General features: G+C 42.3%; 17 protein-coding genes and 2 pseudogenes. 5 read left to right on the top strand and 14 right to left on the bottom strand.

The features are described 5' to 3' along the window. Positions 1–127: 127 nt before the first annotated feature. From J9317_RS16545 to J9317_RS16560, 4 genes are all read right to left on the bottom strand, one after another. Positions 128–1,456 carry a Na+/H+ antiporter family protein gene (locus tag J9317_RS16545; protein WP_211560463.1) on the bottom strand — a complete coding sequence of 443 codons (1,329 nt, stop codon included), beginning with the start codon at positions 1,454–1,456 and terminating at the stop codon, positions 128–130. Between the two features lie 176 nt (positions 1,457–1,632). Then, the gene (locus J9317_RS16550; protein ID WP_211560465.1) at positions 1,633–1,953 is read right to left on the bottom strand and encodes a hypothetical protein; all 321 of its coding nucleotides are present in this window, start codon (positions 1,951–1,953) and stop codon (positions 1,633–1,635) included. A 94-nt stretch (positions 1,954–2,047) separates the two neighbouring features. After that, entirely contained in the window at positions 2,048–3,538 is a 1,491-nt protein-coding gene (locus J9317_RS16555) for a leucyl aminopeptidase (RefSeq protein ID WP_211560467.1), read from the bottom strand. A 27-nt stretch (positions 3,539–3,565) separates the two neighbouring features. Next, on the bottom strand, positions 3,566–3,946 hold the full coding sequence (locus J9317_RS16560; protein WP_211560469.1) for a DUF309 domain-containing protein: 381 nt from the start codon (positions 3,944–3,946) through the stop codon (positions 3,566–3,568). 98 nt (positions 3,947–4,044) lie between these two features. On the opposite strand from J9317_RS16560, the gene J9317_RS16565 reads away from it, so the two are divergent. After that, positions 4,045–4,527, top strand: a complete 483-nt coding sequence (locus J9317_RS16565) for a divergent PAP2 family protein (RefSeq protein WP_035411095.1) — start codon at positions 4,045–4,047, stop codon at positions 4,525–4,527. Positions 4,528–4,544: 17 nt separating this feature from the next. Then, positions 4,545–5,360, top strand: a complete 816-nt coding sequence (locus tag J9317_RS16570; RefSeq protein WP_211560471.1) for a cobalamin-binding protein — start codon at positions 4,545–4,547, stop codon at positions 5,358–5,360. A gap of 60 nt (positions 5,361–5,420) precedes the next feature. Here the strand turns inward: J9317_RS16570 and J9317_RS16575 are convergent, their stop codons facing one another. The 5 genes from J9317_RS16575 to J9317_RS16595 all read right to left on the bottom strand — a co-directional run bounded on the left by J9317_RS16575 (position 5,421) and on the right by J9317_RS16595 (position 8,718). Then, positions 5,421–6,119 (bottom strand): 3D domain-containing protein, encoded by a 699-nt coding sequence (locus J9317_RS16575; protein ID WP_211560473.1) that lies wholly within the window; start codon positions 6,117–6,119, stop codon positions 5,421–5,423. Between the two features lie 116 nt (positions 6,120–6,235). Beyond that, on the bottom strand, positions 6,236–6,553 hold the full coding sequence (locus J9317_RS16580) for a YuiB family protein (RefSeq protein WP_211560476.1): 318 nt from the start codon (positions 6,551–6,553) through the stop codon (positions 6,236–6,238). 86 nt (positions 6,554–6,639) lie between these two features. Further along, a complete protein-coding gene (locus J9317_RS16585) occupies positions 6,640–6,759 on the bottom strand; it encodes a YuiA family protein (RefSeq protein WP_211560477.1) in 120 nt (39 codons plus the stop codon). Positions 6,760–6,908: 149 nt separating this feature from the next. Beyond that, complete coding sequence (locus J9317_RS16590) at positions 6,909–7,391, bottom strand: NUDIX domain-containing protein (RefSeq protein WP_211560479.1); 483 nt, start codon at positions 7,389–7,391, stop codon at positions 6,909–6,911. Between the two features lie 106 nt (positions 7,392–7,497). Beyond that, positions 7,498–8,718, bottom strand: coding sequence for an NAD(P)/FAD-dependent oxidoreductase (locus J9317_RS16595; RefSeq protein ID WP_347880534.1), 1,221 nt, complete (start codon positions 8,716–8,718; stop codon positions 7,498–7,500). Between the two features lie 415 nt (positions 8,719–9,133). Between J9317_RS16595 and yumC the strand changes: the two genes are divergently transcribed. Beyond that, entirely contained in the window at positions 9,134–10,129 is a 996-nt protein-coding gene (yumC, locus tag J9317_RS16600) for a ferredoxin--NADP reductase 2 (RefSeq protein ID WP_211560483.1), read from the top strand. A gap of 38 nt (positions 10,130–10,167) precedes the next feature. Here yumC and J9317_RS16605 read toward each other — a convergent pair whose 3' ends face one another. Further along, positions 10,168–10,473: a hypothetical protein gene (locus tag J9317_RS16605; RefSeq protein WP_211560485.1), complete on the bottom strand. Its 306-nt coding sequence runs from the start codon at positions 10,471–10,473 to the stop codon at positions 10,168–10,170. Beyond that, the gene (locus J9317_RS16610; protein ID WP_211560487.1) at positions 10,446–10,853 is read right to left on the bottom strand and encodes a hypothetical protein; all 408 of its coding nucleotides are present in this window, start codon (positions 10,851–10,853) and stop codon (positions 10,446–10,448) included. Before J9317_RS16610 ends, J9317_RS16605 begins: the two co-directional genes overlap by 28 nt. Positions 10,854–11,011: 158 nt before the next feature. On the opposite strand from J9317_RS16610, the pseudogene J9317_RS21060 reads away from it, so the two are divergent. Continuing rightward, positions 11,012–11,365: pseudogene (locus J9317_RS21060) on the top strand (transposase); the annotation flags it as partial. Between the two features lie 240 nt (positions 11,366–11,605). On the opposite strand, the pseudogene J9317_RS16620 reads toward J9317_RS21060, so the two are convergent. From J9317_RS16620 to J9317_RS16630, 3 genes and pseudogenes are all read right to left on the bottom strand, one after another. Further along, positions 11,606–11,746 (bottom strand): annotated as a pseudogene (locus J9317_RS16620) (HesB/IscA family protein); the annotation flags it as partial. Between the two features lie 158 nt (positions 11,747–11,904). After that, positions 11,905–12,144, bottom strand: coding sequence for a GntR family transcriptional regulator (locus J9317_RS16625; RefSeq protein ID WP_211560503.1), 240 nt, complete (start codon positions 12,142–12,144; stop codon positions 11,905–11,907). A 22-nt stretch (positions 12,145–12,166) separates the two neighbouring features. Beyond that, positions 12,167–12,358, bottom strand: a complete 192-nt coding sequence (locus J9317_RS16630) for a hypothetical protein (protein WP_211560506.1) — start codon at positions 12,356–12,358, stop codon at positions 12,167–12,169. Between the two features lie 418 nt (positions 12,359–12,776). Between J9317_RS16630 and J9317_RS16635 the strand changes: the two genes are divergently transcribed. After that, the gene (locus J9317_RS16635) at positions 12,777–13,865 is read left to right on the top strand and encodes a thermonuclease family protein (protein WP_211560508.1); all 1,089 of its coding nucleotides are present in this window, start codon (positions 12,777–12,779) and stop codon (positions 13,863–13,865) included. The last annotated feature ends 10 nt before the right edge of the window (positions 13,866–13,875 follow it).

The raw sequence follows: 13,875 nt of genomic DNA on the forward strand, positions 1-13,875 counted from the left end.
AAAGATATGTGACTGCCGAATCCCGGCAGTCTTTTGTTTTTATAAACGAAAAAGAGCCCCTAGAGAAGGCCCTTTTTCCAATCATGGCTTTATATATAAAGTCTGGAAACCAAACGATATACCGAAGTCAGAGAACCATTGCCGCAATCCATCCAAAAAGGACGAGCGGAATGTTATAAAGAAGGAACGTTGGTACAGTAGTATCCCAAATATGGTCATGCTGGCCATCGGCATTCAAACCGGAAGTGGGACCCAGGGTACTGTCCGATACAGGTGAACCTGCATCTCCAAGAGCACCTGCAGTTCCGATAATGGCGATTGTCGCTAAAGGACTGAAGCCGAGGTTTATGCACAATGGGACAAATAGAGCTGTAATAATAGGTACTGTTGAAAAAGAGGAACCGATTCCCATCGTGACAAGAAGGCCGACAATAAGCATGAGCAGGGCGGCCAATGCCTGGTTATTCCCGATTAGTGCAGAGGAACTTTTCACCATCTTCTCAATATGTCCGGTTTCTTCCATTACACTGGCAAAGCCCGATGCCGCAAGCATAACGAATCCGATGAATGCCATCATCTGCATCCCTTTTGTAAGGATGGCATCGGCTTCCTTCCATCGCATTGCGCCTGTAACATAAAGGACCGCAATACCCGCAAGAGCTCCGAATATCATTCCTCCCTCAATCTCCAGATGTGACAGGTATAACTGAACAGCAAGGGATATAATTATAGCCGCTGCCGCAAAGCTGAGAGAATTTTTAGAAAAGGCTACGGCCTCTGCTCCTGTAATTTCACGATCTTCATAATTCCTTTTCTTTCTATAGAAGAAGAAAGCAAGCAGTAAGCCGGTTACCATTCCTAAAGAAGGTATGAGCATGGCATCCGGGATATCTGAAAGTTTAATAGCTAGTCCCGCCTGCTTCATATTATCTCTTAAAATCCCATGAAAAATGGCTCCAAATCCTGCCTGAATATACATATAAGGTGTAATTAATCCAAATGTAATCACTGCTGCAACAAGTCTTCGGTCAATTTGAAGCTGATTAAAGATCTTTAAAAGAGGCGGTATTAAAACTGGGATAAACGCAATATGAACAGGCACGATATTTTGAGAAGAAATTGAAACCAGCAGGATGATGAATAAGATCAAAACCTTAGAAAGAGTTTTTCTATTCGATTCTCCTTCTCTGCCTACTAATTTAATCGCAAAATGCACCATTGCATCCGGCAGCCCGGTTTTAGTAAGTGCAACGGCAAATGCTCCAAGTGATGCATAGCTAAGAGCGACTGCAGCATTTCCTCCCAATCCGGTCGTAAAAGCTTCTCCAATTGTTTTTATATCCAAGCCGCTTGCGAACCCTCCGGCCAATGCCCCGATAATCAAAGAAAATACAACATTTACTCTGAGAAGGCTAAGCACTAGCAGAACAGCAACAGCTAAAATGACAGCATTCATAACGAACCTCCATAAATCCTTTAGTTTGCTAATATGGTAGAGCAATAAAATGACATGTTCCTAAATTATCACAGAATGAGAACCTATGTCAACGATTTGTTTATCACATTAGTATGTTAAAGGAATTTCATAATAGAAAAGACCGGACCCCCTGATTAGATCCGGCCTGTTTCTTATTAATAATAAGGGTATCCGTAATATGGATAAGGATAATACGGATATCCATAGCCATACCCATAATAAGGGCTAAGTAAGGCAGAAGCAGCTAATCCTCCCGCCAAGCCCAAGGGAAAGCCGTAGCCAAATGGCCCGAAGCCATATCCAAATCCGAATGGTCTTCCAAAGCCAAATCCGAATGGACGGCCGAAGCCCCCAAAACCGAAGCCTGGTCTGCCAAAGCCAAATCCCGGCCTTCCAAAGCCGAACCCTGGTCTTCCAAAGCCGCCAAAGCCAAATGGACGCCTGAAATCGTCATTTATACTAATTTGTTCATTCATCACATAACCTCCAAAACTCTTTCTGTATCATCCTGCCTACTGTAACCTATGCAGACGGACTGTCCAGAGAGTTAGGCGGAAGCCCTGTTTCCTGTTAAACCTCGAAATTTTCTACGAATGTAGCGAGTGTTCTTGCCATGACTCCTGTCGCTCCCGACGGTCCAAGACGGCCTTCCTTGCTCGTAACCGATGTACCTGCAATATCCAGGTGAACCCATGGCGTATCCTCAGCAAATTCCTTCAGGAAAGCGGCAGCCATAATCGCATGTCCCTCTCTTCCGGGAGAATTGCTCAGATCTGCCATTTTGCTGCTTTTTACACGTTTTGTATCTTTTTCTGTAATCGGCAGCTGCCAGATTGGCTCCCCGCATTCCTTAGATGCCGCTGTCACTTGTTCATAAAGGGATTCATTGTTCGTCGTTGCACCCGTCATATCATTTCCCAATGCAACAATTACTCCCCCGGTCAGAGTCGCAACATCAACTAAATGGGTCGCTCCATGATGTTTGGCATATGTGATGGCATCTGCAAGGACAAGCCTTCCTTCGGCATCGGTATTTAACACTTCAATCGTTTTTCCACTCATGGAAATGATGACATCGTCCGGCTTGAAGGCAGTCGCTGAAATGACATTGTCTGTAGAAGGAATAACCGCCACTACGTTTTGCTCAGGCTTTAGCTCGCCGATAATTTCCATTGCTCCTAATACAGCCGCAGCGCCTCCCATATCTGTTTTCATTCCGACAATACCGGATTTCGTTTTAATGGAATATCCGCCTGTATCAAAGGTGATTCCTTTGCCGACAAGGCCGATTATTTCCGTGCTGTTTTCACTGCCATTGTATTTCAATGTAATCATTTTTGGGGGCTCAGCGGAACCTTGATTTACAGCAAGCATCGCGCCCATGCCAAGCTTTTGCATTTCTTCTTTTTCAAGAATTTCACACTCGAAGCCATATCGGTCGGCAAGCATTTTTGCATGTTCTGCAAGTTCGTTGGCCGTGAGTATGTTCGACGGCATATTGACCAGCGTCCTTGCTGAATTTGTGCCTCTTCCATGTGCCGCTCCAACAAAAAGAGCAGCTTTTATCTCAGAAGCATCTTCTTTCGTCAAAACCGTCAGCTCTTCAATCTTTTTTTCCGGTTCATTTGATTTGTGCTTATAATCCTTAATTTTATAAGAAGCGAGTTCAAGTGCCTCCGCCAGTGCATGTGCGGCTTCTAATCCGTTCAGGTGTTCAGAAGTAAAACTGTCCAAATCAATGACTGCCTCTGTTTTCCGGTCAGCAAGAAGGCGCTTCACGATATGGCCGAATGCTTCTCTTGCTGATTCGAAATCCCATTCCTTCTCTCTTCCCAGCCCGGCAATGTAAATTCGTTTCATTTCCGCCTTTCCTAACGGGAAGATCTTTGCAACGGCCATGGAGTCTGCACTTATATCCCCTTCTTTAAGCAAGGCCGTCACATGACCTTCAAGACTCTCATCTATCGCTGCGAGTGTGCCCTGCAAAGGCTGTGTTTTCTTAAATAATCCTGTAATCAGGGTTTCTTCATTTCCTGTCAGCGTATCATTTACTTTAAACATGTCACATTCCTCCATTAAGGGTTTTTATCAGGACGATTCAAGGTATAGAATAAGCAAGGGGAGACGGGGCAGATCCTTAGTCATTTCATACGGTACCTTATCCGGGACCTGTGGTATAATGAGTAAACAATTTTCCATGAACTGGCTTGTTTTTTCCAAATCAATGCCCCAGTGTGACGGGCGGTAGGGCTGTATGTACTTCCTGCCTGCAAGCATCATGGACCTTGCCCCTTTTAAGTTGCCGTAGCTGTAATGATAAAGGGCAACAGACATTTGAAGCAGTCCTTTTAAAAACAGGTTCGACTTGTCGGTCAGCCACATCTCTTCCAGAAGATCATGGCACGTATAGAAATCGCCTTCATTGAAATGGATGAAAAACTGGTAGTATTCCTCCGGATAACCATCCATAAAGCGGTCCCCCTTCACCTGTTAGCTTTATTCTATCAGAAGGAAAGAATTTGAACACAATTAAGTGCTGATACATATGGAAGGCAGGAGAATCCATTATGGATATATTTTATAATTTCCCTTTAATCGCTGCTCTGACAGCAATATTTTTCGCTCAGGTTGTAAAAGTACCGATTCATTTTATTGCCATTAGAAAATGGGACTGGTCACTCGTAACCAGCACAGGCGGTATGCCAAGTTCGCACTCCGCAGCCGTTACGGCTCTGACTACAGCCGTAGCTCTCGAAGAAGGTCTTGGTTCCACCCTATTTGCCGTGTCGGCCATTTTCGCCGTCATCACTATGTTTGATGCAACCGGTGTACGGCGTCATGCAGGCGAACAGGCAACTGTTCTTAATAAACTGGTCATTGACTTTAACCGTTTCATGAAAGAAGCGAAGGATTGGCAGCAAAATCAGGAACAGGAAAAACAAAAAAGACTGAAAGAATTGCTTGGCCATCAGCCAATAGAAGTTTTCTTTGGCGGGATCACAGGCATTCTCCTTACCCTTTTAATGCACTACCTCTTTTTCCAACTATAGGGCATGAGGTGAACTGGATGAAAATTGTTTCGATTTGCCCAAGCAATACCGAGCTCGCCGTCTGCCTGGGATTAACGGATCAACTAGCGGGACTTGACGATTTTTCAGATTGGCCGGATGAGATTAAGCATCTTCCAAGACTTGGTCCGGATTTGGCGATACGGATGGATGATGTTGAAAGATACGAGCCTGACTTAGTGCTAGCTTCCTTAAGCGTACCGGGCATGGAGAAGAATATTGAAGAACTCGAACGGAGAAATCTTCCGTATATGATATTTGATCCTCAATCCTTTGAAGACCTGAACGATGATTTAATAAGGCTGGGGAAAAGAACCGGCTGCCTGGAACGGGCTCAGGACAAAACGAAGCTCCTGCGAGAGATCCTGATGCAATTTGAAAGAAAGTCATCAGAGCTCTCCTCCAAGCCTTCCGTCTATTTTGAGTGGTGGCCGAAACCGATTTTCACTCCCGGAGGAACAAACTGGCTGACTGAGATGAGCCGCCTTGCAGGTGCAGAAAACATATTCAGTCAAACTGAAGTTCCCAGCATTCAAACGGACTGGGAGGAAATTTTAACAAAAGACCCCGATTACTTCTTTATGGTGTGGGTCGGAGTGAAAGAATCCAAAATGAAAATTGACCATGTTCAAAAAAGGACCCGTTCATCCGAATTATCAGCTTTAAAGAACGGCAGAGTACTCATGCTTCAGGAAGCGCTCTTTTGCAGACCATCTCCCAGACTGTATGAGGGACTGGCAAGCCTTGCATCTATCCTGCATCCAGAGCATTTTAAGGATGAAATTTCCCTAATTCGGAACTCTTCTATTTATTAAAGGATACATAACTCCAATTAAAAGGGCATCCGGATGAGTCATCCGGATGCCCTTTTCGCGTTAATATCCAGTGTTCGCTTTAGTGTATTGCTGCCTGAATGCCTGCAGAGACTCACTTTCATTCAGCTTCGCCAATTCCTTTTCCGTAAAGCTGCCGTCCCCTTTTTTAACAACATACACGTCAAGCTCTTTTTTGCCCCAATTATTATAAACATCCGCAACCGTGTCAAAATACAAGTCCAGCCTGTCACCCTTAATCGCTGAACCTGTATCCGTTACCACTCCATAACCATAATCAGGAATAAAAAGGACCGTTCCAATCGGGAACACCGTAATATCTGCAGCGATCGTAGAAAACAAATCCCTTTTCACCTTTACACCGGAATAAGTTATTCCGTACTCAGGATGCCCGGGATTTTTACCTGTCGACTCAAATCCTGCCGTATACCCGGTAGCTAAAACCTTATGCTTCGGATATTTTCCCCAATCAAAAGCCGACTCCAATGAATCTCCCTTACTCACAGCAGGTGCTGAAGAGGTTAACGCCGCCAAATGATGATCTGATGGCAAAAACTTCAAAGCGAGTCCAAAGAAACGAAAAGATCCGTCTTTATTATTTTGATATGTATACGTATTATATAAATCTTGGGTCAGTTCTCTCGCTTTAACGCCTGATACACCCTCAAACGTTGCAGCCAATGCTCCTGCAAAAAGCATAGCCATAACAAAACGTCTCGACCATATTCCAAGTTTTTTCATTCTTTTGGTTTTCACTCCTCTCACTAGACTATTAGTTCCCAATTAGAAACTAAAATATGCCAAATGAAAGGAAATGAAAAATTTGTAATAAAAAAACCTCCGAAATAACCGGAAGCTTAGAACATTTGATATCCTCTTTTTCTTAAAGTCTGAATCACCAATCCAGAACAGATTGCACCTGCGAGACCGCTTATCAAAATCGTAATGTCCACTCCTTGAAGGGAAACCACTTTATGAAGCAGAGCTGGAAATGACTCTCCCGGTGCGGTGATATACGAGGCAGCTGCCGTATCATCAATAATTAAAATGCAAACAACCGGATAAATGATAGCCATAATCCATGACATTCTAAGCAGCATATTCAATAAAAAACCGATTCCAAAAAACAGCACGAAAAACAAGACGATGGAAATAATAAATACCGGTAATATCATATCAAAAACACCTCCAGTACACCAATTTCAGTGTACTGAAAGCGCATTACATACGTCAATATGAATATTCCTGAATTTTCTATATATCAAGACTTTTTTCCAGTTCCATTGCAGCAATCACATGTTTCTGTACCGCCAAGCAGCAACTGAAAATAACCTTTACCTGAGCAATATGGACATTCTCTCTTTTCAGCCTTCAATGCCATCTATGATCTCCCCTTTACGATCTATTGTTAATTAAGATATCAGGTATCTTGTCAACAATAAAGTCAGATAAGATGACAAAACAGCTAATGAAAGCGAATACATTAAGTCCATACTCTTGTTTTCTTTAATTTTCTTATTTTTTTGAAAATTATAAAAATAAGTTATATGCGGAGTAATGAAATTGCTCACCGGGGTCCAGCTGGTCAAATAACTTCAGTTTCGGATGGATATCTTTTTCTGCCAGAGCGGTAAGCAGCAAAGACGAATCCGGATCCGTTTTCAGCTGCTCGTAAGGAATAAATGCTGCCTCAAAAAGCTCATCTTCCTGGATGCGGATTACATTGCTTGCTGCCCGAAGTTTAAAGATAATCATGTTATCACTAACCTGTCCTTTTATAACGCCGGATCTTACCCCTACAATTCCATCGATGACCGCCTTAACCCCTGTTTCCTCATAAACCTCTCTGATTACAGCCTGATCAACCGTTTCATTCCCATCCACAAACCCAGCCGGCAAGGACCACTTCCCCATCAATCCCCCGTATTTCTTTTTTACAACAAGCCACCTGTTCGATTCATCGGTAACGATACCTGCAGCAGCCAGCCAAACATTTCCCCGTTTACTTGTCATGATGCCACTCCTCTATCTGTCATTCCATCAAATGGTATATACTTTTTATTATGTACCCAAAAATAATAAAAGGCAAAAGCTATAAGCCTTTGCCTTTCCTTACTTATTAAAAGAACTTGAATTTTCCTTTTTTCATGACCATACCAGGTCCGCCCACCATGTATAGGGCACGGTTGTCGATCATCTTTTTCATGAACGATGCTTTCGTTCCAACAAGCTTCTTGCCGAAAACGGTTCCCACTGCATCATCTTCACCAAGGGAAGCAACTGTACCTTTAATGTCAGCTTTAAAGCCTTCCATTTCTCCCTGGCCTTTAATTAATACAGCGAGGTTCTTCGCACAAGTTTCACCCTGCTGCATCGCAATTTGTGCAGTTGGAGGGTATGGACGGTTGATTTCTTCATTGATAATCAATGAGCAATCTCCAATGATGAATACATCTTTGTGGCCAGGTGCAAGAAGATCAGGAGTAACTTTAACGCGTCCGCGCATGTTCTCGAATCCAGCTTCTTCTACTACGCTGTTTCCGCGGACTCCAGCAGCCCACACAACTGTTCCAGCTTTGATTTCTTCCATATGGTCATCTTTAGCAACGACGATTCCATCTTCCGTACATTCTTTAATCGCTGTACCAATTTTAAATTCTACACCTTTGCGCTCAAGGTGGTTAACTGCATATTCAACAAGTTCCGGATCAAATCCTGGGAGAGCCGTTGGAGCAGCCTCCACACAGATAATGCGGACTTTCTTAGGATCAATATCATATTCACGGCAAAGCTTCGGTACACGGTTGGAAAGTTCACCAAGGAACTCGATACCTGTGAATCCTGCTCCCCCAACAACAATTGTCAAACGGTCATCATGTTTTACTTCTTCAGTTTGATACGTTGCGAATTGAAGCTCAATATGCTCGCGAAGCTGGCGTGCAGCATTAATATTTGTAATTCCGAAAGCATACTCTTTCAAGCCTTGAATTCCAAAAGTTTCCGGCTGAGAACCAAGAGAAACAACCAGATAGTCGTAATCAAGCTCGCCCTTCTCAAGAACAATTGTCTTCTCTTCCGGTTTGATCGCAGTTACTGTATCCTGAACGAAGTTTACACGGCTGCTGATTACTTCTTTGATTTGGTAACGGCATTTATCGTGATGAAGCGTACCTGCTGAAGCTTCATGCAGCCAAGTTGTTTCATAATGATAATCATTTTTGTTAACAAGCGTAATATCCGCATCATTAACTCCTACTAATTTAGAAAGACGGTTAACCGTAATTAAACCACCATAACCTGCACCTAAAACCACTACTTTTGGTTTTCTCAAGACGATCACATCACCTTTACTTAATTTGTCGGTAAAAGAACTAAAATGATACCTGTGTATATTTTCCGCTCTTTTCACCATTTTATTTTGTTTTTCGCCAAAAACTTTGTGAAATACTTCACTATATAGTGCGCAAAAAATAATCCAACACATAAAGAATGGTTCACAAAAAATTAACAATTATGCCTATTACCAATATTAATCCTTTGTGAATTGTTTTTCAAGCTATAATTAGCCCAAATCATCTGTTGCGAAAATTCCGAAAATAATGTAGGATACTTACTTAAATTGCATTCTTTTCACCAATTGAAAAGCCTGCAAGCTCTAATCAGGAAAAACTTACCGTTTTTTTATGGAAGATGAGCTTCCTAAAAAAATATGGTATGATGTCAATAAGAATAGTTATCAATTAGGGGGTTACATTGTGAAAGAAGATACAAAGGTTTACGACATTACGATCATTGGCGGAGGGCCAGTCGGCCTGTTCACTGCATTTTACGGAGGAATGAGACAAGCAAGCGTTAAAATCATCGAAAGTCTCCCTCAGCTTGGCGGACAGCTTTCTGCCCTTTATCCTGAAAAATACATATATGATGTAGCTGGTTTTCCAAAAGTCCGTGCCCAGGAGCTCATCAACAATTTAAAAGAGCAAATGGCAATGTTCGATCCTGCTGTTGCCCTGGATCAGGCAGTGGAAGATGTTGAAAAACAGGCGGACGGCGTATTTAAGCTGACAACCAACTCTGAAATCCACTATACAAAAACCATCATCATCACCGCCGGAAACGGAGCATTCCAGCCGCGCCGCCTGGAACTTGAAAATGCTGCACAATACGAAGGCAAAAACATGCACTACTTCATCGATGATCTTAACTCCTTTGCCGGCAAACGCGTCATGATCTGCGGCGGCGGAGATTCAGCTCTTGACTGGGCCCTTATGCTTGAGCCAATCGCAGAAAAAGTAATCCTTGTTCACCGCCGCGACAAATTCCGCGCTCACGAACACAGCGTTGAGCAGCTGATGAACTCCAAGGTCGAAGTCATGACGCCATTTATACCTGAAGAAATTATCGGGGAATACCGCATTGAACAGGTCGTCCTTCAGGAAGTAAAAGGCGAGCGCAAAGAAGTTATTGATATCGACGATCTCATCGTCAACTTCGGATTCGTTTCCTCACTTGGCCCAATCAAAAATTGGGACCTGAACATTGAGAAAAACAACATCCTCGTTAACTCTAAAATGGAAACCAACATCGAAGGCATATACGCAGCCGGAGATATCTGTACGTATGATGGAAAAGTAAAGCTCATTGCCAGCGGTTTTGGAGAAGCGCCGACTGCTGTCAATAACGCAAAAGCATACATGGATCCGAAAGCGCGTGTACAGCCGCTTCATAGTACTAGTTTGTTTGAGAAATAATAAGAAAGAGGGCGGTCATGATGACCGCCCTCTTTCTTTTATCCCATTTTTCTTTTATCCCATCTGCATTCTTGCCTGGCATCCGGTGGATTCGGGGGGTTTGCCTGGCATTCATGGGTCTGGACGGTTTGCCTGGCATTCTTGCCTGGCATCCACGAGTCTGGACGGTTTGCCTGGCATTCTTGCCTGGCATCCATGAGTCTGGACGGTTTGCCTGGCATTCTTGCCTGGCATCCATGAGTCTGGACGGTTTGCCTGGCATTCTTGCCTGGCATCCATGAATTTTGGCCGTTTGCCTGGCATTCTTGCCTGGCATTCATGAATTTTGGCCGTTTGCCTGGCATTCTTGCCTGGCATCCATGAGTCTGGACGGTTTGCCTGGCATTCTTGCCTGGCATCCATGAATTTTAGCCGTTTGCCTGGCATTCTTGCCTGGCATCCATGAATTTTGGCCGTTTGCCTGGCATTCTTGCCTGGCATTCATGAATTTTGGCCGTTTGCCTGGCATTCTTGCCTGGCATTCATGAATTTTGGCCGTTTGCCTGGCATTCTTGCCTGGCATCCACGAGTCTGGACGGTTTGCCTGGCATTCTTGCCTGGCAACCATGAGTTTCGGCCGTTTGCCTGGCATTCTTGCCTGGCATCCATGGGTTTTGGCTGTTTGCCTGGCATTCTTGCCTGGCAAGAATAAGTTTTGGCCGTTTGCCACGCATTGCAAAGTCATTGGCGGTTTTCATGGCACCAAGTAATTCAAGCAGTTTGATAGCCGGAAGTAATTTCTATACTAAACCCCTATATAATTTACAAATTTTTACATATATTCAACAGGTGTTTACGGCATGTTGTAGAATACTTCTTTAAAATAATGAAAGGCGGGAGTCTATGCCAAAGCCGCGAAATTGGAGTCTTAAACCTGGATCTATTTATCACATTGTATCAAGGGGAATACGAAAAACTGCTTTATTTGAAGATTACCGCGATAAAGACCACTATTTGAAAATCCTCCAGGAAGTCCAGCATAAATACCCCTTCAAGCTTCATTCCTTCTGTTTAATGAAAAATCATATTCATCTCCTAATTGAAGTTATACAACACCAGCCAAATGTGATTATGCAGCAGTTAAACTTTCGGTACGCCAGATATTTTAACTCCAGACACAACTTCAAAGGACATTTATTCGAAGGCAGATTTTACGCTGACCCCATTACTACCATCTCAAAATTCCTCAACACCACCCGCTATATTCACCTAAACCCCTACAAAGCCATGGCCGTCCAGCAGGCGGAAAACTACAAATGGAGCAGTTACCCTTATTTGGTCAAGAGCCTTGAATGCCCATTTCTCTATAAAGACAAAACTCTTAGTCATTTCCCCTATCCTCCCGAAGAAGGCTACAAACATTTCGTAGAAGAATTGAAATGGTATGAGAAAGAGGAAGTGAACGAAAAAAAGGCCCTGAAATAGGACCTTCTTGCATCAGCACTCTTCCGGAGTCCCCTTATTCGTCGCCGTCACAAACGATGACCCGCATCCGCATGAGGCAATCGCATTAGGATTGTCGATGGTAAAGCCGCCGCCCATCATGGATTGTTTGAAGTCGATCACGGTGCCTTTTAGTGCAAGGCTTTTCAGATAATTGTAGGGATTGATTCTATTCATTTAGGTTGTCTATTACTATCACCCATAACGGTGTATCTCACTTACTACATTTTACCTAAAGTATAAATAACTTACAATAGATACCTTTATATTCTCTTGAATTTTTCCGCACCCTTTCAGTCAATATTTAGCATATAAGAGTTTGAAGCTTTTCCTTTTCCATAATTTACGGAAATTAGGTTGAGTTGGGATAATTCTTTAAGACTGTTATTCACAGTCAAACGGTTCATCTTGCTCAACTCAGTTAGCTTATCCAGTGTGACGGAAATCGGCGCAATATCCGCATCCATTTCTTTAAAGATATATACCAATAACTTTTGAGACTTGTTTAACTCCAAATCATATATTTTCTTCATACACTCTTCCCTTTTTGGAGCATTATAAAAATTCAATGAAAACTCCAAATTCTGTGGTGGTACTTTTATAAGGAGCTTTTAAGCCTTTCAATGTCTCCTCTACATAGTAAGCAATCTCATCAGCATACACTTCCTTATTGCCTTCTATAAGAACTTCACCCTTATATTGTAAAGTAATTAAAGATTCCCCAACTTCCACTAGGATACCATTCAATGCTTTCACTCCCTCTTTAAAACCAATTTCTCTTCTCTTTGTAGTATAAAACTGATACCACTAAAAATCAACCCTTTACTCTGAACTTTTACAAATCCATACCAAATAATCTCTTCAAAGCCACTTTTATATCAGTTTTTTCATACATCTTTGACACATTAATAAAACCAAAATTCCATCCAATGTCTAGACTATTTCGCACCCTTACCATTGTTATTCGATAGAAACATAGACGCATATCAAGGTGATGAAACCAAGCAAAAACTCTAAAAGATGTCATCTTAACTGCATAATGACATCCCGTGTATGGCTTTTTATTAAAATATAAAGTCACGAACAAGAAAAACTCATTTACTAATTTTAACCAATGAATTACAATTTTATGGGTATCAAAACCCAAAAAACCATAGGAGGTAAAATGAAGACTTTAGTAAAATGGTTTCTATATTTTATGGCTATCTGCATCGTGCTTGCACTTATAATTTCTTTAGGATTGTTTGTCTTAGGAATAGGACTAATCGTATGGGCGGTAAAAATTCATCTCAAGAATAAGCAAATAGGTGTCAGAAGCAAAGCGCCCGCTATGATATCTGTGTTAGGTGTATTGATATTCTTTAGCCAGTTCTACGTTAATTCAGTGGTTTTTAAAGAAGATACTGTACCCGTTGCGGGAGAAGAACAAAAGACCTCAACATCTGCTCAAACTACTCAAGTTGCCACAATTGAAGAACCAAAATCAGAGTCAGAACCAGTCAAAGAAGAACCTGCCAATGTAGAAGCTGCTGCATCAGTAGCAACTCCAACTCCCAAAGTTAAAGTTGAAAAGGAAGTCCCTAAGCAAGCTACAGTGAAGGGTATTAACGGAATTGTGACAAGAGTTGTGGATGGAGATACAATAGAAGTTAAACTTTCTGATACAGGCAAGGTTGAAGACATTCGAATGATTCTAGTTGATACCCCTGAAACTAAACACCCTAGATTGGGAGTACAACCTTTCGGCAAGGAAGCGAGTAAATTCACTACTGACCAATTGAGCGGGAAAAATGTTGTACTCGAAAAGGATTTAACAGAGCGTGATAAATATGGAAGGGTACTAGCTTATGTTTGGGTAGATGGAGTTAACTTCAATAAGAGGTTGATTGAACAGGGTTATGCTCGATTAGCTGTATACCAACCAGACGTAAAGCATTTAGATGAGTTTAGGGCTGCTCAAACAAAGGCTCAAAAGACAGGTAAGGGTATCTGGAGCATTGAGGACTATGTGCTTGAGGATGGTTACAATACGCCTGAAAAGAAAAAGGAAGTAGCAAAGAAAGAAGAACCAAAAGCTGCTGTATCTAAAGTTGAAGAGAAGCCTAAAGACAGGGGTTCTTGTAATATTAAAGGAAATCAGAGTGGAATTTATCATGTGCCCGGTGGTCAATATTACGAAGTAACAAAGGCGGAAGAGATGTTTTGTTCGACTGCCGAAGCTGAGGCTGCTGGATATAGAGCATCTAAAAAATAAGGGATGACTT

Source organism: Metabacillus flavus (assembly GCF_018283675.1).
In the GTDB taxonomy this organism is placed as follows: Bacteria; Bacillota; Bacilli; order Bacillales; family Bacillaceae; genus Metabacillus_B; species Metabacillus_B flavus.

Coding starts and splice junctions, on each gene's coding strand:
- J9317_RS16545 (WP_211560463.1), bottom strand. CDS start 1,456: ATGAATGCTGTCATTTTAGCTGTTGCTGTTCTGCTAGTGCTTAGCCTT.
- J9317_RS16550 (WP_211560465.1), bottom strand. CDS start 1,953: ATGAATGAACAAATTAGTATAAATGACGATTTCAGGCGTCCATTTGGC.
- J9317_RS16555 (WP_211560467.1), bottom strand. CDS start 3,538: ATGTTTAAAGTAAATGATACGCTGACAGGAAATGAAGAAACCCTGATT.
- J9317_RS16560 (WP_211560469.1), bottom strand. CDS start 3,946: ATGGATGGTTATCCGGAGGAATACTACCAGTTTTTCATCCATTTCAAT.
- J9317_RS16565 (WP_035411095.1), top strand. CDS start 4,045: ATGGATATATTTTATAATTTCCCTTTAATCGCTGCTCTGACAGCAATA.
- J9317_RS16570 (WP_211560471.1), top strand. CDS start 4,545: ATGAAAATTGTTTCGATTTGCCCAAGCAATACCGAGCTCGCCGTCTGC.
- J9317_RS16575 (WP_211560473.1), bottom strand. CDS start 6,119: ATGAAAAAACTTGGAATATGGTCGAGACGTTTTGTTATGGCTATGCTT.
- J9317_RS16580 (WP_211560476.1), bottom strand. CDS start 6,553: ATGATATTACCGGTATTTATTATTTCCATCGTCTTGTTTTTCGTGCTG.
- J9317_RS16585 (WP_211560477.1), bottom strand. CDS start 6,759: ATGGCATTGAAGGCTGAAAAGAGAGAATGTCCATATTGCTCAGGTAAA.
- J9317_RS16590 (WP_211560479.1), bottom strand. CDS start 7,391: ATGACAAGTAAACGGGGAAATGTTTGGCTGGCTGCTGCAGGTATCGTT.
- J9317_RS16605 (WP_211560485.1), bottom strand. CDS start 10,473: ATGCCAGGCAAACGGCCAAAATTCATGAATGCCAGGCAAGAATGCCAG.
- J9317_RS16610 (WP_211560487.1), bottom strand. CDS start 10,853: ATGACTTTGCAATGCGTGGCAAACGGCCAAAACTTATTCTTGCCAGGC.
- J9317_RS16625 (WP_211560503.1), bottom strand. CDS start 12,144: ATGAAGAAAATATATGATTTGGAGTTAAACAAGTCTCAAAAGTTATTG.
- J9317_RS16635 (WP_211560508.1), top strand. CDS start 12,777: ATGAAGACTTTAGTAAAATGGTTTCTATATTTTATGGCTATCTGCATC.